Genomic DNA, 19,837 nt, shown 5'->3' on the forward strand with positions numbered 1-19,837 from the left:
GGTGACATAATCGCCGTATGGTCTCTGGGGAACGCGTGCGCCTCGCCATCCTCGACGACCACGAGGTGCTGCTCGACAGCCTCGCGTCGTGGATCTCGGCGAACGCGACCGACTTCGATCTCGTACTCACGGCAAGCACGTGGCTCGAGCTCGTTCACAGCGACGCCTTCCCGACCGACCTCGTCATTCTCGACTTCCAGCTGCGGGAGGCGGTCTCCATCGAGGCGCGGGTTCGCACGTGCCGAGCGGCGGGGGCGAAAGTCATCGTGCTCACGAGCCTCGATACCCCGGAGGTGCGGCAGCGAGCGGCCGACACGGGAGTCGCAGCCTTCCTCTCGAAGACGATGCCGATGGGCGAGGTGATGGACGTCGCGCGCAAGGTGATGGGAATCACCGCTCGACCGCGGCAGCCGCGCGACTGGCGCGCACCGGTCGGGGAGTCGGGCCAGAAGCCGAAGCTCAGCGCGGGCGAGGCGGAGGCGCTCAGCCTCTACGTCTCGGGGCTGTCGACCCAGGAGGTCGCGGAGCACATGAGCGTGCAGTACGAGACCGCGAAGACGTATCTTCGACGGGTGAGGGAGAAGTACGTGAAGGCAGGACGACCTGCGAGCCGCAAGGCCGACCTGATCCGCCGAGCCGCCGAGGACGGGTACCTGCGGTGAGCAAGCTCTACTTCCGCTACGGCGCGATGAACAGCGGCAAGAGTACGGCCCTGCTGCAGGCCGCCTTCAACTACGAGGAGCGCGGCCAAGAAGTGCTCCTCGCGAAGCCGCAGATCGACACCAAGGGCGACTCGGACATCGTCTCGCGCCTCGGCGTCACCCGGCCCGTCGACTTCACGATCGCCCCGCAGGACGACGTCTACGAGCTCGTCGCCCGGCATCGAGCGCGCGTGCTCGCGGAGACCGGCAAGCCCGTCAGCTGCCTCCTCGTCGACGAGGCCCAGTTCCTCACCGAGGCGCAAGTGGACGACCTGCTGCGGATCGCGATCGTTGAGGGGCTGCCGGTGCTGGCGTACGGCATCCGCACCGATTTCCAGACCGTGGCGTTCCCCGGGAGTCGCCGCCTTCTCGAGATCGCCCACTCGCTCGAGGAGCTCAAGACCATCTGCCGCTGCGGCCGCAAGGCCGTCTTCAACGCGCGCAAGGTCGGCGAGCGGTTCATCTTCGACGGCGATCAGGTCGCGATCGACGCGTCGAGCGACCTCAGCGCGGGCGGCGATCTCGTGACCTACGAGTCCCTGTGCGGCGCGTGCTACCTCGAAGAGTCGGGCGGCGTGCTCAATAGCGGTTACCGCCCCCGGAACGAGTTCAGCTACTCGAGCGCGCCCGACTCCGACTTCTCCTAGCGCTCAGTACGCGCCCTGTCGGCGCAGGACGACCCGGATCGTGCGCCAGATCATCAGCAGGTCGCCGACGAGGCTCCAGTTCTCAACGTAGAACAGGTCGAGGCGAACACCCTCCGCCCACGAGAGATCGCTGCGGCCGCTGATCTGCCAGGGGCCGGTGACCCCCGGCTTGACGAGCAGGCGGCGCCGCACATCGGGCTCGTAGCGCTCGACCTCGCTCGGCAGCGGTGGTCGCGGCCCGACGATCGACATGTCGCCTCGGATGACGTTCCACAGCTGGGGCAGCTCGTCGAGGCTGTAGCGGCGAAGAAACCGGCCCACGGGAGTCACGCGGGGGTCGTCGCGCACCTTGAACAGCAGCCCGCTTCCCTCGTTGTGGGGTAAGAGCTCGCCGAGACGGTTCTCGGCCCCGTCGACCATGGTGCGGAACTTCAACATCCGGAACGTCTTGCCGTTGAGGCCGACGCGCTCCTGGCGGAAGATCACCGGCCCCGGGCTCGACACGCGCACGACGAGCGCGAGCACGAGGAGCAGCGGGAGGAGCAGGATGCCGAGGACCACGGCCGTCGTGACGTCGAAGACCGCCTTCGCGGCGTGCTTGCTGCCCTCGTACTGCGGCACCGCGACGTTCAGGAGCGGGAGCCCTGCGAGCTGGCGGATGTGGATGCGCGGACCCGCGATCTCGGTGAGCGCGGGAGCCACCGCGAGCTCGACCGGCGAGGTCTCGAGGCTCCAGGCAATGCGTCGCACCGTTGCGGGGGGCAGTTGGTCAGAGCTCGTGAGAATCACGCTGTCCGCTTCGTGCGTCCGGGCTGCGGCGGCCACGTCGGTGAAGGAGCCGAGCACGGGCAGGCCGGCGACTTCTGCCAGCTCGGTCGCCTGACCCCGGGGAAGGCACACGCCGATCGCCTGGTACCCCGCGTACGGGAACCGGCTGAGCTGGTCAGCCATGTACTGGATGCTGTCGGGCGATCCGACGATGATCGAGCGGAGAAGGCTCTCGCCGGCGAGTCGACGCCGAACGAGCCACTTCCGCCAAGCCCACCGGCCCGTCACGAGGAGCACGAGCCCTACGGGGAATGCCATAACGAGGTAGCCCCGGGCGATACCCAGCAGGAAGAGCACTGAGGTGATGGCCAGCGTCGCGAAGACGGCGAACGTGGCGTCGAAGACCCGCTTGTACTCGAGGGAGCCGATTCCGAGGATGCGCCGGTCGCGAGACCCGTTGATGCCGAGCGCGGCGATCCACGCCCCGGCGACGACGACGGAGACTAGCGTCTCCCAGGCCGGTCCGTGGCCGGGACCGGGGGAGGGCCAGCCGAGGGAGAAGCGCACGTACTGGGCGATTCCGACGGTGAGAGCGATGATCACCACGTCGGTGACCAGCAGTCGGCGGGCGATCGCACGCCCCCAATGCGGATACGCGCTGCCGGGCTCTGCCGAGTCGACCAACCCCAGAGCCTCACCTTCCGGCGGACTGCGGTTCCGCCGTAGTAGAGCTTATGTCACATGTGTCGGGGTGGCGGGATTTGAACCCACGACCTCTTCGTCCCGAACGAAGCGCGCTACCAAACTGCGCCACACCCCGATCGGCCCCCGACGAATCGAAGGCCTGTACCAGGATAGCCGATCCAGCGAGTGCCGCGCGCCACGGGCGCAGCGGTCGTCCAGCGTGAATCTGATTGAATATCCGGATGACCGAGGTGACCGCGAGCCGCCGCGACCATCGGGCCCCGGAACGACGCACGAGCACCACGACGTGGGTCATCCGCTGGGTCCTCGTCGGCATTGCCGCCGCCCTGCTCTTCCTCGTCGGCTGGGTGGGCATCCGCGGGCTCATCGCGAAGTCGGAGCTCGAATCGGCGCTGCCGCTCGTGTCCGACCTCAAGGACGACCTCAAGGCCGTGGATCTGTCGAGCGCCCAAGGGACGGTCGCGGTCGTGGCATCCCGAACCGCGAACGCGAAGGCGCTCACGAGCGACCCCATCTGGCGAGCGATGGAAATCATCCCGGGCGCCGGCCCCAACCTGGCCGGGTTCCGAGAACTCGCGGATGTTACCGACGACATCGCGCAGGGCGTGATGGTGCCGGTGGCCGGGCTCGCCGACACGCTCGACCCCGCAGCGCTCAAGCCTGTCGACGGCCGCATCGACGTCGGGTTGTTCACGGCTGCCGCTCCCGTGGTGTCCGGAGCTAGGGCATCCCTCGAGACCGCTTATGAGGACATCCAGGCCATCGACACCTCCGGCGCGATCGGGCAGATCCAGGATGCCCACCGGCAGCTCGAGGGGATGCTCGGGCCGATGCTCCCGCTCGTCGAGCAGGCGGACGAGATCGTCGGGATGCTCCCGACCATGCTCGGTGCGGACGGACCGCGTAGCTACCTGGTGGTTTTCCAGAACAACTCGGAGTCCCGATCGCTCGGAGGCCACGCCGGATCGTGGGTTCAGGTGAACGTCGACGACGGTGCTATCGAGCTCGCGCGACAGGCCACGGTGTCCGAGCTCAAGACGGGTGGTGTGCCCGTCATCCATCTCTCCGCCGACCAACTGGCTCTCTGGCCCGGCGCTGGATCCGACCCGTCGAATGTGACGATGGTGCCCAACCTGGGGCTCTCCGCGCAAACCGCGTCGGCATTCTGGGCGACGAAATTCAGCACCCAGCCGAGCGCTGTCTTCTTCATCGATCCCGTCGCTCTCGGATACGTCCTCGCGGCCATCGGTCCCGTCGAGCTCCCGACGGGTGACGTCATCAACTCCGAGAACGCCGCCACGTTCCTGCTGAACGGCGTCTACCTCAAGTACCCCGACCCGGCGCAACAGGATGCGGTGTTCGGCGCGATCTCGAAGAGTGTGTTCGGTGCCATGCTCGGTGGTTCCTTCGATCCCAAGAAGCTCGTCGATGCAGCGCTCGCGGGTGGCAAGGAGCACAGAGTCCTCGCGTGGTTCTTCTCCGACGAGGAGCGAGAGGCGCTGCGCTCGCTTCCGTTCTCTCTCGAGGAGCCCGTCAATGACGACGAGCGGACCACGTTCGGCCTCTATATCAACGACAACCTGGGGTCGAAAATGACCTACTACGTCGATGGCAAGGTCGCGCTCGGGCAGGCACAGTGTGCGGCCGGGGGCGTCGAATACCGAGTGCTCATGGAGCTGTCGAACATCGTCACCCCCGCCGAGGGCCCGCTGCTGCCGACCTATGTAGCGAACCAGGCCCAGGGTTCCCTTCGCGTCCTCGTGACCCTCTACGCGCCGCTCGGCTCCACCTATGTGCGCTCCGAGGGTTGGGACCCCGACTTCACGCCCATCGTCCGGCAGGAGGGCAACTACCTCGCCATCGAAGAGCGCCTCGTGCTCGATCCCTCCCAGACGAAGCCGGTGAACTTCATCCTCAAGGGGCCGGATGACAACGCCGACCGCGAGCTCACGGCCTATGTCACCCCGCTCGCGCGCCCCATCCCCGTCGAGGAGACGCCCGAGTTCACCTGCTGAGTGGCGCCGCCGAAGCTTCTGTGCGCGCTACCAGCCGTCGGAGTCGCCCGCGACGAGGGTGACGACGACCGCTTCGGGCGGGCACGCGAATCGCACGGGCGCGTAGATCGACGTCCCGAGGCCCGCACTGACGTTGAGGAACGCCGTGCGGCGAGCGTGACGCCACAGGGAGAGACCGGAGGCCTGCTCGGGCGGGATGTCGCAGTTGGTGACGAGCGCCGGACGGCCCGGAATGCGCACCTGACCGCCGTGCGTGTGCCCGGCGAAGATGACGTCCGCGCCGTTCGTGACGAAGGAGTCGAGCACGCGCCGATAGGGGGCGTGGGTCACGCCGATCGAGACGGGATCGGGGCCGGCCGGGGCATCCTGCCACCCCACATTCTCACGAAGCTCCTCGATCACGCCGGGCAGCCGGTCGAGGCGGTCCCAGCGCCGGTGCGCGTCGTTGACGCCGAAGAACTCGAGGCGCGAGCCGCGAAGCTCGATCGCCCGGGCCCGGTTGTTGAGGTTCAGCCACCCGAGCCGGTCCTCGAAGTAGCGCTCCATCGCGTCGGTGTCGAGGGTCGCCGCCTTGTCCGGCCGCGCCGAGGGGCCGCGGAAGTAGTTGAGCGGGTTCTTGAACTGCGGTCCGAAGTAGTCGTTCGAGCCGTTGACGAAGACGCCCGGAACGCCGGCGAACGGGTCGAGCGCGCGACGAAGTCCCTCCAGGCCCTGCTCGTGGCCGAGGTTGTCGCCGGTGTCGATCACGAGGTCGGGCTCGACGATCCGCGCGAGCGAGGCGACCCACTCCTGCTTCCGCTTCTGCCACGGGGCGACATGCAGGTCGCTCAGATGCAGCACGGTGATCGGACGCGCCCCGGGCGCGAGCACGGGCACGACCTCGTGGCGGACCTGGAAGCGGTTTCGCTCGACGAGCGTCCCCCACGCCAGCGCGGCAGCGGCCGCCGCAGCCGCCACCCCGAGGGCGGTGGCTGCGGCGCGGCCGGTGCTGGAGCCGGTCAACAGGTCAGCTTCTGCACCACGAGCGTCACCCGCTGGCCCGGAACGACGAACGATCCCGGTGCCGGGTTGGAGCTGCCGACCTTGTCGATCCGAGGATCTGTGGGGAGCGTGCTGGCGGGCAGCTTCTGGCAGTCCTCGTCGACGTTGTTGTAGCCCTGGCTCTGCAGGAGCGTTTTCGCATCGTCGAAGGAGTAGGTCTGCCCGTCGCCGACGACATCGGGGAAGGCCGTCTTGTTGCCCTTCGACGTGTACACGGTGATCACGATTCCGAAGGCCGAGGTGGCTCCGGCGGGCGGGTCCGTCTGGGCGACCTTGCCGGCCTCCACCTCGCTGTCGATGGGGCCGCCATCGAGGTAGCCGAAGCCGAGTCCCTCGAGGAGCGCCTTGGCGGCCTCGGGGCTCTGGCCGCGCAGGTCGGGCACCTGCAGGCTCGAGCCGCCGCGCAGCGTGCCGTCGTCCGCGTTGAACAGGGCGCCACCGTACTTCGCGTTGATGGCCGCCATCGTGCCCGCCATCACGGGGTGACGGAGCCGGTTGCCGACGTAGCCCGCCCACTCGTAGTCGTAGAGGGGGTACAGGCCGACGGAGTTGCCGACCCATACCGCCGTCGCCACGCGCGTCGTCGACGTGACGATCCAGGTGTGCTCGGCGTTGTTGGTCGTACCCGTCTTGCCGAGGATCGGGATGCCGTCGCCGGGGTTCGAGGCGGAACCGGTGCCGCCCGTCATGACGGCCTGGAGCGCGACCGCCGCCGTGTTGGCGACGTTCGCGGAGATCGCCTGGCGGCACGTCGGGGACTGACCGGGGAGCTCCTCCCCGTCCGGCCCGGTCGCGCGGTCGACGACGATCGGCTCGCAGTACTTGCCGCTTGCCGCGACCGTCGCATACGCCCCCGCCATGCCGAGCGGCGTGATCTCGTTGGTGCCGAGGATCGCGGAGGGGTTGGTGGTCAGCGGGTCGCCGTCGGCGCGCTCGACGCCGAGGTTCTTGGCCATGTCGCGGATCGCGCACTGGTCGAGCTGCAGACCCATCGAGATGAACGCACCGTTGACCGAGCCGGCGGTCGCGGTCACGATGTCCATCGCGCCGGGCGACTGGCCGCCGTCGTTCTTGAACGGGTAGGGACCGCCGTAGGGGCCGCCGCCGTCGGTGCAGGACACCTTGAACTTCGCCTGGTCGACCGTGCGGGCATCCCCGCTCACGCGCTCTCCGAGGCCCTTGCCCGCGTCGAGCCAGGCCAGCAGGGTGAAGAGCTTGTACGTGGAGCCGCCGGGGAAGCCCGTCGAGGAGCCGTACTCCTCGTTGGCGTTGTAGTTGACGGCAGACGTCGTCGGACCGCCGCCCTCGAGGGTGTTGTCGTAGACCTTGTTCTCGGCCATGGTGAGGACTCGGCCCGTGCCGACCTCCACCGACACGTTGGCGCCGCCGAGCGCGAACGCCGTCTCCGCGGCGGGCACGTAGTTCCACAGCAGGTTCTGCGCGGGGATCTGCACGTCGAGGTCGAGCGTCGTGTAGACGTTGTAGCCGCCGCGCTTCCAAGCCGCCTCGCGGTCCGCCTCGGTCTCGCCGAGGAATGCGAAGTTCTTCACGTTCTTGACGACGTAGTCGCAGAACCACTTCGAGTGCTCCTGGGCGCCGATGCATCCGTTCGACGGCGGCGAGGGCTTGACGAACGCGTCGTCGACCGGGGTGTCGTACGCGGCCTGGTACTCGTCATCGGTGACCATGCCGAGCCGCTGCATCGAGGCGAGGATCACGTCACGGCGCGCCTCGTTCGCCTCGTAGTTGTCGGGGGTGTCGAGAGCGCGCGAGTTCGGGAACTGCACGATCGCGATGAGCGACGCCGCCTGGGGGAGCGTGAGGTCCTTCGCGTCGACGGAGAAGTAGCGCTGCGCCGCCGCCTGGATGCCGTACGTGTTGTCGCCGAAGAAGGCGATGTTCAGGTAGGCGGTCAGGATCTCCTTCTTGGTGTACTGCTTCTCGAGGCCGATCGCGAGCTTCATCTCCTTGAGCTTGCGGTCGAAGCTCAGCCCCGTCGCCTGCTCGTAGGCGGCCTTGCGCTCCTCCTCGGTCGGCTCCTGGAGGGCCTGCTGCACGTAGATCTGCTTCACGAGCTGCATCGACAGAGTCGACGAGCCGCCCTCGATACCGCCGGCGATCACGTTGTCGAGCGCGGTGCGGATGACCGACTGCACGTCGACTCCGCCGTGCGTGAAGAACCGCTCGTCCTCACCCGCCACTGCCGCGTCGAGAGCGAACTGCGAGATCTGGTCATACGGCACCTCCTGGCGGTTCTGGTCGTAGATCGTGGCGATCGGGTAGTAGCCGTTGGTGTTGCCCTCGCCGTGGTACTGAGCCCAGAGGGTGTTCCGCTCGGGCTGCTGGTTGATGACGATGTACTCGGGAAGGCTGTCGAAGATTCCGATCGTGCTGGACGCGGTGATGCCGGTGAGGGCCACGGCGGGGGTCACCATGACTGTCACGAGGAGACCGGCGAGGGCGCTGAAGCCGACAAGGCCGGCGACGCCGGAGAGCACGCCCCTACGCGGAGAATTTTGGGCAGACATACAATCAATGCTACGGGACCGACCTGTTAGCGAACCTGAATGGAACCCCCCAATGCCCTCCTGGGAGTACATCACCACCCCGCTGCTCATCCATAACACCACGGCGATCCTCAACAATTGGGGTTCGCAGGGCTGGGAGCTCGTGCAGATCGTGACCGGCCCGGAGGGCGGGCTCGTCGCGTACCTCAAGCGCCCTCTCCCGGCGTCGTCTCCGGAGGTCTCCGCCTGATGTCCCAGCTGGATGCCCGGCTCGCCGAACTCGGACTCGAGGTTCCCGCCACCTCGAAGCCCGTCGCCGCCTACCTGCCCGCCGTGACCTCCGGGAATCTGGTCTACACGTCGGGCCAGCTCCCGATGGTCGACGGGGCACTGCCCGCGACCGGCAAGGTCGGAGCATCCGTCTCTCCGGAGGATGCCCAGCGCTTCGCGCGTCAGTGCGTGCTCAACAGCCTCGCCGCCGCTCGAACGGCGATCGGCTCGCTCGACCGCATCACCCGCGTGGTGAAGGTCGTGGGGTTCGTCGCATCCGACCCGTCGTTCACCGGCCAGCCCGCCGTCATCAACGGGGCTTCGGAACTCCTGCAGGAGATCTTCGGTGAGGCGGGACAGCACGCGCGCAGCGCCGTGGGCGTCGCCGTGCTGCCCCTGGATGCTCCCGTCGAGATCGAGTTCGTCTTCGAATTCGCGTAGGCGGCTCGCGCCGGCCGGCTCCCGTCGATCGGCTACTTGAGCTTGTCGCTGATGATCTGCATCACGGCGGTGTCGGCGAGGGTCGTCGTGTCGCCGACCTCGCGTCCCTCCGCGACATCCTGCAGCAGACGGCGCATGATCTTGCCGGACCGGGTCTTGGGCAGCTCCGTCACCACGAAGACCTGCCGCGGCCGGGCGATCGCCCCGATCGCGCTGGCGACGTGCGCCCTCAGGAGGGTCGACGCCTCGTCTGGCGTCTGGGCATCCGCGTGCTCGCTTCTCAGGATCACGAAGGCTACGACCGCCTGACCCGTCTGTTCGTCCGCCGCACCGACGACCGCCGCCTCGGCGACGATCGGGTGCGAGACGAGCGCCGACTCGATCTCCGTGGTCGACAATCGGTGACCGGAGACGTTCATGACGTCGTCGACCCGGCCGAGCAGCCAGATGTCTCCGTCGGCATCGACGTGCGCGCCATCGCCGGCGAAGTACTTGTAGGCCTCCGGGGTGGAGAAGCGGGACCAGTAGGTGTCGGCGAACCGCTCGGGGTCGCCCCAGATGCCCCGCAGCATGGACGGCCAGGGCTCGCTCACCACGAGCAGTCCGCCCTGCGGCGGGTCGACCCGTGTGCCGTCCTCGCCGAGGATGTCGATCTTGATGCCCGGGATCGGCACTTGTGCGGACCCCGGCTTGAGGGTCGTGATCCCGGGCAGGGCCGAGATCATGATGGCGCCGGTCTCCGTCTGCCACCACGTGTCGACGATCGGCGCCTTTCCGGCGCCGATGACGTCGCGGTACCAGATCCACGCCTCCGGGTTGATCGGCTCGCCGACCGAGCCGAGCACGCGGATCGAGGAGAGGTCGAACCCGTCGGGGATCTCCCGGCCGAGCTTCATGAAGCTGCGGATGGCCGTGGGGGCCGTGTAGAAGATCGTGACGCCGTACTTCTCGATGATCTCCCACCACCGGCCCGGGTGCGGCGTGTCGGGCGTCCCCTCGTAGAGCACCTGCGTCGCCCCGTTGGCGAGGGGACCGTAGACGACGTAGCTGTGTCCGGTGATCCAGCCGACGTCGGCGGTGCACCAGTACACGTCCTTCTCCGGATGCAGGTCGAAGACGTTCTTGTGGGTGAACGACGCCTGGGTGAGGTAGCCGCCCGAGGTGTGCAGGATGCCCTTGGGCTTTCCAGTGGTTCCCGACGTGTAGAGGATGAAGAGCGGGTTCTCCGCCTCGAAGGCCTCGGCCTCGTGCTCCGCAGAAGCGGATGACACGACCTCGTGCCACCACAGGTCGCGTTCGTTCCACTGCACGTCGTTCTCGCCGCGACGCACCACGAGCACGTGCTCGACGGTCGACGCGTTGTCGGCGAGTGCGGCATCCACGGCGGGCTTCAGGGGGAACACCTTCCCCTTGCGCCACCCGCCGTCGGCGGTGATGACGAGCTTCGCGGAGGCGTCGTCGATGCGGCTGCGCAGGCTCTCGGCGCTGAAGCCGCCGAACACGACCGAGTGGACCGCACCCAATCGGGCGACGGCGAGCATCGCGATCACGGCTTCCGGGATGACGGGCAGGTAGATGGCGACTCGGTCGCCCTGCCCGATCCCCAGGGCGGCGAGGGCGTTGGCCGCCTTCGACACCTCCGAGGTGAGCTCGGCGTAGGTGAGCGTGCGCGTGTCGCCCGGCTCGCCCTCCCAGTGGATGGCGACCCGGTCGCCGTTGCCGGCGAGAACGTGCCGGTCGAGGCAGTTGTAGGCAACGTTGAGCGTTCCGTCGGCGAACCACTTCGCGAAGGGCGGGTTGCTCCAGTCGAGGGTCTGGGTGAACGGCGTGTGCCAGTGGAGCTGCTCGCGCGCCCGGTCGGCCCAGAACGCGAGCCGGTCGGCCTTCGCCTGCTCGTACAGCGCGGGGCTCGCGACGGAGCCCTCGGTGAAGTCGGGCGACGGCGGGAAGCGGCGTTCTTCGTGCAGCAGGCTGTCAATCGAATTGCTGGTCATTAACGATCCTCGTCGATCTCGCGGTGCTGCCAGGAAGCCGCGAACTGTGTGTTTACAGGGAGTTGGCTTCGATCTTAGACGAGCTGGGTCATTTCCATTGCGTGCCCGACCTAGACGAGTACACTAACTTGCGTCGCACGTCTAGTGCGGCGGGCGATACCAGTGATTCCCCCCAATCCGGTGTCGCTGTGGCGGCGCCTGTTCCCCCCAATGGGCGCCGCCCCTCTTCGTTTAAGCCCCCGACTTCTCCTCCCCAGGCGGGCGGGGCGGGCATCCATTCGCCCTCGTCGGGTACACGTCATCGCGTTCGTTCCTCTTTCTTAGTGTGGCGATGTGGATGCTCCTCCCTTCGTCCCACGGACCCCCGGGCCAGACGGCGCTCGGGCGGGCCGCGACCAGTTCGGTGCGCTGGGCGAGCTCCTCGCCGACCCGCTCGTCACCGACGTGTTCGTGAACGGCGGTGCCGGAGTGTGGGTCGATCGTGGCGCGGGCGCCGTGCGCGACACCCTGACGCTGTCCGAGGCAGAGGCGCGCGAGCTCGCCGTCCGCCTCATCGCGCGCGGCGGCAGGCACGTCGACGAGGCGACCCCGTGCGTCGACGTCCGCTTGGGGGAGGGCATCCGGGTGCACGCCGTCCTTCCGCCGGTCGCGACGGCGGGAGCGCTCCTCTCTATCCGCGTGCCGCGCGCACGCCCTCCCGTCTTCGACGAGCTCGAGCGATCGGGCTTCTTCGGGGCTGACGGCGACCGGGTTCGCTCCCTCGTCGCTCGTCGGGCGAACCTCCTCGTCTCCGGCGCCGGGGGATCGGGCAAGACCACCCTCCTCGGTGCGCTCCTCTCCGCGGCACCCGCCCACGAGCGGATCGTGCTTATCGAGGATGTCGCGGAACTCCGGGTGAGCCATCCGCACGTCGTCTCGCTCGAGGCCCGCCAGCCGAACCTGGAGGGGGCAGGCGGCATCGGACTGGCGCAGCTCGTGCGAGAGGCACTGCGAATGCGCCCCGATCGGCTCGTGCTCGGCGAGTGCCGCGGCCCGGAGGTGCGCGAGCTGCTCGGAGCGCTCAATACGGGTCACGACGGCGGAGCCGGCACCATCCATGCCAACTCCCTCGTCGATGTTCCGGCGAGGCTCGAAGCGCTCGGAGCGCTCGCCGCGCTCGGCCCGGACGCGATCGCGCGCCAGGCGGTAAGTGCGATCGGGGCCGTGCTGCACGTCGAGCGAACTGCCGATGGCCGACGACTTGCCGCCCTGGGCAGATTCCGACTCGATGCTCGCGATCGCCTCGAAGTGATCCCGCTGTGAGGTCCGCTCCGGCGCTCGCGGATGTCGCCCGGGTCGCCCAGAGGCTCGCGGTTCTGCTCGATGCCGGCGTCGCCCCGAGCGCTGCGTGGCAGTTCGTCGCCGACTCCGACAGTCGCTCCGCCGCGCCGAGTATCTCCGAGCACGTGGCTCGCGCCGCGGAACCAGCGGGCATCGCCGACGCCATCGGTGCGGCAGCGCTCGGCCGCCCGGCCGCAGAGTCGCGGGCCTGGCGCGGGCTTGCCGCGGCGTGGCAGGTCGCGACCACAGCCGGCGCACCGCTCGCGTCGGCGCTGCGCGAATACGCCCGTTCCCTTCGCGAGCTCGCCGACGCCGAACGAGACGTCGAGGTAGCTCTCGCCTCGCCGCGTGCCACGGCCCGCGTCGTACTCGCGCTTCCCGCGATCGGCGTGCTGTTCGGCGCGCTCATGGGGTTTGGCACTCTCGAGGTACTGTTTGCGACGCCGCTGGGCTGGGCCTGCCTTGCGATCGGGGGAGCGCTCATGTTCGCTGCTCGAGCCTGGAACTGGCGGCTCATGAAGTCGGCGCGCCCGGTGGACTCGACACCCGGACTGTCGTGCGAGCTGCTCGCCATTGCGATGGGCGGCGGTGCATCCCTCGATCGAGCGCGCGCGTCCGCCGACGCCGCCACGGTGCGCTTCGGCCTCGTGGCCGCCGACGGCGGGCGAGCCGACGCGGCCATCCGCCTCGCCACGCGGGCCGGTGTGCCGGTCGCTGAGCTGCTGCGCGCCGAGGCCGAGGAGCTTCGCCGGGATGCCCGTTCCGAGGCGCAGCGCGGTGCGGCCGCGCTCTCGGTGCGCCTGATGCTGCCGCTCGGGCTGTGCGTGCTACCGGCGTTCCTCGTGCTCGGGGTCGCACCTCTCGTGGCCGCCGTGGTGACGTCCGTCCTGGACGGTCTCACATGACGCCTCGCACCTACTCGTTAGGATCAGATCAGCATCCCGGGGGAGACCATGACACGAGCGCGCACCGTGGGCGATGGCCTGCGCTCGCTCGCCGGCTGGGATGCCACTGGCCAGCGCTCCGACATCCAGGGGCTGCGGGCTCTCGCGGTGACCGCCGTGATCCTCAACCATCTCGTCGGCTGGCCCGCTGGCGGATTCGTCGGTGTGGACGTGTTCTTCGTCATCTCCGGCTTCCTGATCACAGGGCATCTCCTCCGCGAGCATGATACCGAGGGGCGGATCAGCTTCGCCGCGTTCTATGCGCGCCGCGTGAAGCGCATCCTTCCGATGGCCCTCGTTGTCCTCGCAGTGACGGTTGCCGTGAGCTTTGTGGTGTTCAACGAGGTGCGGTCGCGAGGCGTGCTCGTGGATGCGGTCTGGGCGCTCCTGTTCAGCGCCAACTGGCAGCTCGTCGCAGAGGGCGCGGACTACTTCGCCGCGACCTCCGCGCCGTCGCCCCTCGAGCACTACTGGTCGCTGGGAGTTGAGGAGCAGTTCTACCTCGTCTGGCCGGCGATCATGGTGGCTGCGATCGCGATCCTCGGCGCACGCCTGCGCGGAGACGGCCCCCGTCGCGCCGCAGCGCTAGCGATCGGAGCGATCACGGTCGCGAGCCTGGCCTGGGCGCTCGGGCAGAGCGCCGCGAACCCCGCGAGCGCGTACTTCTCGACTCTCACCCGGGTCTGGGAGCTCGGCGTCGGCGCCCTCCTAGCCTGCGCGACACCACTGCTCCTGCGGCTCCCGGGCGCGATGAGGCCGCTCCTGGCCTGGTCGGGGCTCGCGGGCATCCTCGCGTCGGGAGCGCTCATCGACGGACGCACCACGTTCCCGGCACCGTGGGGTCTACTGCCTGTGCTTGGGACGGCGCTCGTCATCGCTGCGGGCACAGGTCGGGTCAGCCGAACCCTCGTGCCGCTCACGAACGCCGCAAGCCGCTACGTGGGCGACATCTCTTACTCCCTCTATCTGTGGCACTTGCCGGTGATCGTGCTCGGCTCTTCTCTCTTCCCCGATGGTGGGCGTCGCTCGCTGCTCGGCTTCGCGCTCGTGACGTTCGCCCTGGCGGTGGTCGGCTATCACCTCATCGAGAACCCGATCCGGCGGTCCCGCTGGCTGGTGGGCGGCACGCCGCGTCGCGCCGCGGCTCCACGCGGGGTGCTGGCGCGTCGAGCGGTCTCGGTGGCGGCGGTGAGCGCGATGGCCTTTGGTGCCGGGGCAGTGCTCGTCGTGACCGACCCGCACGCGGCATCCGTGCACTCGACGCCACCCACCCGGGATGTCCCGGCCGCGTCCGAGCTGGGTCCCGCCAACGTGGCCCTCGAGCGGGAGATTTTGGATGCCGTCGGTGCGACCGCCTGGCCGGAGCTCGATCCCCCGATGCGCGAGGTGATCGGCAACACGGGCGAACCCGTCGGGGGCGTCAACGCCTGCGGGAGCCTTGTCGATCCCGCGCCGGACGAGTGCGCGTGGGGGGATGGCTCGGCGCCGCGCACTGCGGTGCTGCTCGGCGACTCGGTAGCCCTCGCCTGGATGCCCGCCCTGATGCCGATGTACGCGACGGGAGACTGGAGGCTCCTCGTCCGCGCCAACCACGGCTGCGCTTTCGTCGCCAGCAAGCCGGATACCCCCGACTCCTGCGACCGGCACAAAGAAGAGATGATCGACCTCGTCGCCGAGCTCGAGCCGGACCTGGTCATCGTCGCCAACAACTACCCCGTCGCGGGGGATCTGGATGTGTGGGGCGCCGACCTCTCTGCGACCCTGTCGCGGCTCAACGGATTCGGGCAGCTGCTCGTGCTCGCGCCGCCGCCTCAGGAGAAGAGCATCGAGGAGTGCTATCTTCCGGCTGGCGATCCCAGCGACTGCGTCACGGCATCAGCGGGCTACTACCAAGATCTGGAAGCTGCCGAGCGCCGAGCGACCGAGGGCGCCGGCGGGACCTACGTGGAGACCGAGTGGCTGTTTTGCACAGCAGACGGCGAGTGCCCCGCCTTCGTCGGCACGGTGCCGGTGAAGATCGACACGGTGCACATGAGCCGCTGGTACGCGGCGAAGATTGAACCGGCGCTCCGTGAGCTCCTCGGCGCCGTGATGCCCTGACCCTTCCTCCCCAGGCAGCGCTCGCTCCACCCTCTCCCCGATTGACCACGCTGCCCATCACGCACCCCAGGTCGGCAGTGAGGATGAATCTACTCGCGCCAGGAGGGATAGTAATGAAGAAGCATCACTGGCTCCGCGACGAGTCCGGAGCGGCGACCGCGGAGTACGCCATAGCGACGATGGCCGCGGTCGGCTTCGCCGGCCTGCTCGTCGTGATCCTGCGCTCGGACGAGGTTCGCGCGATGCTCACCGACATCGTGCGGCGGGCGCTGTCGCTGCCGTGAGCCGCTCCGAGCGCGGCAGTGTGACGGCAGAATTCGCTGTCGCCCTGCCGGCGATCGTGATCGTGCTGGCTGTCTGCCTGGGCGGACTCGCCCTCGCCGCGCAGTATGTGCGGGTCCAGGATGCCGCGGCGGCGGCAGCCCGGGACGCCGGCCGCGGTGACGGTGTGGGTGTTGTCTCGCGCCTCGTGCCGGGTGCGGCCGCGGAGCAGTGGTCAGAGGGCCACCTCGTCTGCGTCCGGGTGACAGCGGTCGGGCGGCTCGCATCGGTTGCGGTGCCGTTGTCGGCGATGTCCTGCTCGCTCGGCGGCGGCCAGTGACGGGGCGGTGGCGCTCTGATGCGGGTGCCGGCGCGGTGCTCGCCGTCGCTGTCGTCGCGGCAGTCGTACTCGTGGCAGGGCTCGTCCTCCCGCTGTGCGTCGTGCTCGTCGCCAGGACGGCGGCAGCGGGAGCGGCGGATGCTGCGGCTCTCGCCGCGGCGGACGTGGCGGCGGGCATCCACCCCGGCTTCCCCTGCGAGACGGCGTCGCGCGTGGCCGCCGCAAACGGCGCGAGCCTGGAGTCATGCGAGGTCGACGGCGCCGTAGTGACCGTCTCCACGGGCAGACTCGTGGCGGGTTTCGCGACAGTGGCGCGCGCCACGGCCGGTCCACCGCCTCAGGAGTCCAATAGGCGAGAACGCCGCAGGAGTGTGTATGGTGTCGCTGGCGAGGCCCCCGATCTCGCACCCTGCTGTCCGAGACCAAGGAGCGCCGTGCCTGGCACGAAGAAACTCGTCATCGTCGAGTCGCCCACGAAGGCGAAGACGATCGCCCAATACCTGGGCGACGGCTACGAGGTGCAGTCATCGGTGGGGCATATCCGCGATCTCATCGAGCCCAAGAACCTCCCGCCGGAGCTCAAGAAAGGCTCGCTCGGCAAGTTCTCGGTCGACGTCGAGAACCGCTTCGAGCCCTACTACGTGGTCTCCGATGCCAAGAAGAAGACGGTGAGCGAGCTCAAGCGCGCCCTCAAGGACGCCGACGAGCTCTACCTCGCCACTGATGAGGACCGCGAGGGCGAGGCGATCGCGTGGCACCTGCTCGAGGTGCTCAAGCCCAAGGTCCCGGTCAAGCGCATGGTGTTCCACGAGATCACCAAGGACGCCATCCAGCACGCCCGCGACAACACCCGCGAGATCGATACCGCGCTCGTGGACGCCCAGGAGACCCGTCGCATCCTCGACCGTCTGTACGGCTACGAGGTGTCGCCGGTGCTGTGGCGCAAGGTCGGCCCGGGCCTGTCCGCGGGCCGGGTGCAGTCCGCGGCGACCCGACTGGTCGTCGATCGAGAGCGCGAGCGCCTCGCGTTCGTGACCGCGGCGTACTGGGACCTGGTCGCCGCCCTCACTCCCGGCGCGGAGAAGGATCGCTTCGAGTCGCGTCTTGTGCGGCTCGACGGCAAGCGCGTCGCCGCCGGTCGGGACTTCGACGACCGCGGCCGTCTCAAGGGCGACGCGGTCGCGCTCGACGAGAGCGGCGCTCACGCTCTCGCGGCCGCCCTGTCGAAGCCGGGTGTGCCGATCGTCGTCAGCAACGTGGAGTCGAAGCCGTACACGCGCCGGCCGGCCGCGCCCTTCACCACATCCACTCTGCAGCAGGAGGCGGGCCGCAAGCTGCGCTTCTCCGCCCGCCAGACGATGAGCGTCGCCCAGTCTCTGTACGAGAACGGGTACATCACCTATATGCGAACCGACTCGCCGACGCTCAGTCAGCAGGCGATCGAGGCGGCCCGCGCTCAGGCCCGCTCCCTCTACGGCGCGGAGACGGTGCCGGATGCTCCCCGCCAGTACTCCGGAAAGAGCAAGAACGCCCAGGAGGCGCACGAGGCGATCCGTCCCTCGGGAGACACGTTCCGCACCCCGAGCGAGCTGCAGTCGGTGCTCCGCGGCAATGACTGGAAGCTCTACGACCTCATCTGGAAGCGCACGGTCGCGTCGCAGATGGCCGATGCGAAGGGGTCGACGGCATCCGTCACCATCACCGGCACGACGGAGGAAGGGCGCGTCGCCGAGTTCGTCGCGACAGGAACGGTCATCACCTTCCGCGGCTTCATGCAGGCCTACGAGGAGAGCCAGGACGAGGAGCGCAACGAGCCGGCAGAGCCGACGGAGGCCAAGCTGCCCCCGCTCACGGTCGGCCAGTCGCTCACCGCACTCGAGGTCGAGGCGAAGGGCCACGAGACGAGCCCGCCGCCGCGGTACACCGAGGCGAGCCTCGTCAAGCAGCTCGAGGAGCTCGGCATCGGGCGCCCCTCGACGTACGCGAGCATCATCTCGACGATCATCGACCGGGGTTACGTCACCCCGCGCGGCCAGGCCCTCGTGCCGAACTGGATCGCGTTCAGTGTCGTCCGCCTGCTCGAGCAGTACTTCGCCGACCTCGTCGAGTACGGGTTCACTGCGGAGATGGAGGACGACCTCGACCGCATTGCCGACGGCGAGGCCGACCGGGTCGACTGGCTCACCGGCTTCTACTTCGGCAGCGGCGACCACCGGGGCCTCAGGACCGTCATCGACAACCTCGGCGAGATCGACGCCCGCGAGATCAACTCCATCCGGATCGCCGACGACGTGACCCTCCGGATCGGCAAGTACGGTCCGTACCTCGAGGCGCCGGGCGACGATCCCGACACGCCGCGTCGCGTGAACATCCCCCAGGACCTCGCCCCCGACGAGCTCACGGCCGAGAAGGCGCGCGAACTCATCGATGCCCCCGTCGTGACCGACCGCGTGATCGGCGTGAACCCGGAGAACGGCAAGGAGATCGTCGCCAAGGACGGCCGGTTCGGGCCGTACATCACCGAGCTCGAGCCCGAGGTGCCGGAGGAGCCCGCCGTCGAGGTGGTCGACCCGAAGACGGGTGAGGTGAAGACGAAGAAGCCCAAGAAGGTCGCTGCCCCGAAACCGCGCACGGCGTCGATCTTCAAATCCATGGACCTCGCGACGATCGATCTCGATACCGCCCTCAAGCTCTTGTCGCTCCCTCGCGTGGTCGGGCTCGACCCCGAGACGGGTGCCGAGATCACCGCCCAGAACGGGCGCTTCGGTCCCTACCTGAAGAGGGGCACCGACAGCCGGTCGTTGACGACCGAGGACCAGATCTTCGAGATCGACCTCCCCGGGGCGCTCGAGATCTTCGCCCAGCCGAAGTACGGTGGCCGAGCAGCGTCGAGCGCGCTCAAAGAGTTCGAGAAGCCGGACCCGGTCAGCGAGAAGGCCATCAAGATCAAGGACGGGCGGTTCGGCGCGTACGTCACCGATGGCACGACGAACGCGACCATCCCGCGGGGCGAGTCCATCGAGGACATCGACTACGACCGAGCTGTGCAGCTGCTCGCCGACAAGCGCGCGAAGGGTCCTGCAAAGCCGAAGGCGAAGACCGCCGCGCGCAAGACCGCGGCTCGCCCCGCCGCCAAGAAGAAGTGATGCCGGGTCTCTTCATCACCTTCGAAGGCGGGGACGGGTCGGGCAAGTCCACCCAGTCGGCCCTCCTGACCGAGTGGCTCGAGTCGCTCGGCCGGACCGTCGTGCTCTCGCGCGAACCGGGAGGCACCGACCTCGGTCTCGAGTTGCGCGAGATCGTGCTGCATCGCCGCGGCCACATCGCGCCTCGCGCGGAGGCGCTCATCTACGCCGCCGATCGCGCCCACAACATCGCCACCCGGGTGCGACCCGCCCTCGAGCGCGGCGACATCGTCGTGCAGGACCGCTACCTCGACTCGTCCGTGGCCTACCAGGGCGCGGGTCGCGTCCTCGGCGGCGCGGAGGTGCGCGAGCTCTCGCTGTGGGCTACGGAGGGACTGCTCCCCGACCTCACTATCTTGCTCGACCTGCACGAGGGCCAGGACCGGCTCGCCGATCGCACGAGGTACGACCGACTCGAGGCGGCGGGCGACGACTTCCACGCGAGAGTGCGCGAGGCCTACCTCGAGCTCGCGGCCGCGGAGCCGCAGCGGTTCCTCGTGCTCGACGCGCGCGACTCGATCGAGAACATCGCGGCGCGCATCCGCTCCCGCGTCCAGCCGCTGCTCGGCTAGTCGTCGGCCGCCTCGCATAGGCTTAC

General features: G+C 68.8%; 16 protein-coding genes and 1 tRNA gene. 12 read left to right on the forward strand and 5 right to left on the reverse strand.

Annotated elements, in window-relative coordinates; genetic code table 11:
• Nucleotides 1-17: 17 nt before the first annotated feature.
• Both Q5716_RS02180 and Q5716_RS02185 read left to right on the forward strand, forming a co-directional pair.
• Nucleotides 18-662: a response regulator transcription factor gene (locus Q5716_RS02180; RefSeq protein WP_305001448.1), complete on the forward strand. Its 645-nt coding sequence runs from the start codon at nucleotides 18-20 to the stop codon at nucleotides 660-662.
• Nucleotides 659-1,348 (forward strand): thymidine kinase, encoded by a 690-nt coding sequence (locus tag Q5716_RS02185; protein WP_305001449.1) that lies wholly within the window; start codon nucleotides 659-661, stop codon nucleotides 1,346-1,348. The genes Q5716_RS02180 and Q5716_RS02185 overlap by 4 nt, the downstream gene beginning before the upstream one ends.
• 3 nt (nucleotides 1,349-1,351) lie before the next feature.
• Here the strand turns inward: Q5716_RS02185 and Q5716_RS02190 are convergent, their stop codons facing one another.
• Nucleotides 1,352-2,800, reverse strand: coding sequence for a sugar transferase (locus Q5716_RS02190; RefSeq protein WP_305001450.1), 1,449 nt, complete (start codon nucleotides 2,798-2,800; stop codon nucleotides 1,352-1,354).
• A gap of 62 nt (nucleotides 2,801-2,862) precedes the next feature.
• A tRNA-Pro gene (locus Q5716_RS02195) sits at nucleotides 2,863-2,936 on the reverse strand.
• Nucleotides 2,937-3,042: 106 nt separating this feature from the next.
• Between Q5716_RS02195 and Q5716_RS02200 the strand changes: the two genes are divergently transcribed.
• Nucleotides 3,043-4,836 carry a DUF4012 domain-containing protein gene (locus Q5716_RS02200; RefSeq protein WP_305001451.1) on the forward strand — a complete coding sequence of 598 codons (1,794 nt, stop codon included), beginning with the start codon at nucleotides 3,043-3,045 and terminating at the stop codon, nucleotides 4,834-4,836.
• A 27-nt stretch (nucleotides 4,837-4,863) separates the two neighbouring features.
• Here the strand turns inward: Q5716_RS02200 and Q5716_RS02205 are convergent, their stop codons facing one another.
• Together Q5716_RS02205 and Q5716_RS02210 are read right to left on the reverse strand one after the other, a co-directional pair.
• Entirely contained in the window at nucleotides 4,864-5,838 is a 975-nt protein-coding gene (locus Q5716_RS02205) for a metallophosphoesterase (RefSeq protein ID WP_434056575.1), read from the reverse strand.
• A complete protein-coding gene (locus Q5716_RS02210; RefSeq protein ID WP_305001452.1) occupies nucleotides 5,835-8,375 on the reverse strand; it encodes a transglycosylase domain-containing protein in 2,541 nt (846 codons plus the stop codon). The genes Q5716_RS02205 and Q5716_RS02210 overlap by 4 nt, the downstream gene beginning before the upstream one ends.
• An 82-nt stretch (nucleotides 8,376-8,457) precedes the next feature.
• On the opposite strand from Q5716_RS02210, the gene sp36 reads away from it, so the two are divergent.
• Nucleotides 8,458-8,634: a Sp36 family protein gene (gene sp36 / locus Q5716_RS02215; RefSeq protein ID WP_305001453.1), complete on the forward strand. Its 177-nt coding sequence runs from the start codon at nucleotides 8,458-8,460 to the stop codon at nucleotides 8,632-8,634.
• A complete protein-coding gene (locus tag Q5716_RS02220) occupies nucleotides 8,634-9,095 on the forward strand; it encodes a RidA family protein (protein ID WP_305001454.1) in 462 nt (153 codons plus the stop codon). The genes sp36 and Q5716_RS02220 overlap by 1 nt, the downstream gene beginning before the upstream one ends.
• 32 nt (nucleotides 9,096-9,127) lie before the next feature.
• Here the strand turns inward: Q5716_RS02220 and acs are convergent, their stop codons facing one another.
• Nucleotides 9,128-11,089: an acetate--CoA ligase gene (acs, locus tag Q5716_RS02225; RefSeq protein WP_305001455.1), complete on the reverse strand. Its 1,962-nt coding sequence runs from the start codon at nucleotides 11,087-11,089 to the stop codon at nucleotides 9,128-9,130.
• 333 nt (nucleotides 11,090-11,422) lie between these two features.
• Between acs and Q5716_RS02230 the strand changes: the two genes are divergently transcribed.
• The 7 genes from Q5716_RS02230 to tmk all read left to right on the forward strand — a co-directional run bounded on the left by Q5716_RS02230 (nucleotide 11,423) and on the right by tmk (nucleotide 19,811).
• Entirely contained in the window at nucleotides 11,423-12,391 is a 969-nt protein-coding gene (locus tag Q5716_RS02230; RefSeq protein WP_305001456.1) for a TadA family conjugal transfer-associated ATPase, read from the forward strand.
• Nucleotides 12,388-13,314 carry a type II secretion system F family protein gene (locus Q5716_RS02235; RefSeq protein WP_305001457.1) on the forward strand — a complete coding sequence of 309 codons (927 nt, stop codon included), beginning with the start codon at nucleotides 12,388-12,390 and terminating at the stop codon, nucleotides 13,312-13,314. Before Q5716_RS02230 ends, Q5716_RS02235 begins: the two co-directional genes overlap by 4 nt.
• Before the next feature lie 48 nt (nucleotides 13,315-13,362).
• Nucleotides 13,363-15,453, forward strand: a complete 2,091-nt coding sequence (locus Q5716_RS02240) for an acyltransferase family protein (RefSeq protein ID WP_305001458.1) — start codon at nucleotides 13,363-13,365, stop codon at nucleotides 15,451-15,453.
• Between the two features lie 83 nt (nucleotides 15,454-15,536).
• Nucleotides 15,537-15,737, forward strand: a complete 201-nt coding sequence (locus Q5716_RS02245; RefSeq protein WP_305002951.1) for a DUF4244 domain-containing protein — start codon at nucleotides 15,537-15,539, stop codon at nucleotides 15,735-15,737.
• Complete coding sequence (locus Q5716_RS02250) at nucleotides 15,734-16,054, forward strand: TadE family type IV pilus minor pilin (RefSeq protein WP_305001459.1); 321 nt, start codon at nucleotides 15,734-15,736, stop codon at nucleotides 16,052-16,054. The genes Q5716_RS02245 and Q5716_RS02250 overlap by 4 nt, the downstream gene beginning before the upstream one ends.
• Nucleotides 16,051-19,200: a type I DNA topoisomerase gene (gene topA / locus Q5716_RS02255; RefSeq protein ID WP_305001460.1), complete on the forward strand. Its 3,150-nt coding sequence runs from the start codon at nucleotides 16,051-16,053 to the stop codon at nucleotides 19,198-19,200. Before Q5716_RS02250 ends, topA begins: the two co-directional genes overlap by 4 nt.
• Entirely contained in the window at nucleotides 19,200-19,811 is a 612-nt protein-coding gene (gene tmk, locus Q5716_RS02260) for a dTMP kinase (protein ID WP_305001461.1), read from the forward strand. The genes topA and tmk overlap by 1 nt, the downstream gene beginning before the upstream one ends.
• Nucleotides 19,812-19,837 lie beyond the last annotated feature (26 nt).

The sequence above is a fragment of the Antiquaquibacter soli genome, from assembly GCF_030580675.1.
Lineage (GTDB): Bacteria > Actinomycetota > Actinomycetes > Actinomycetales > Microbacteriaceae > Rhodoglobus > Rhodoglobus soli.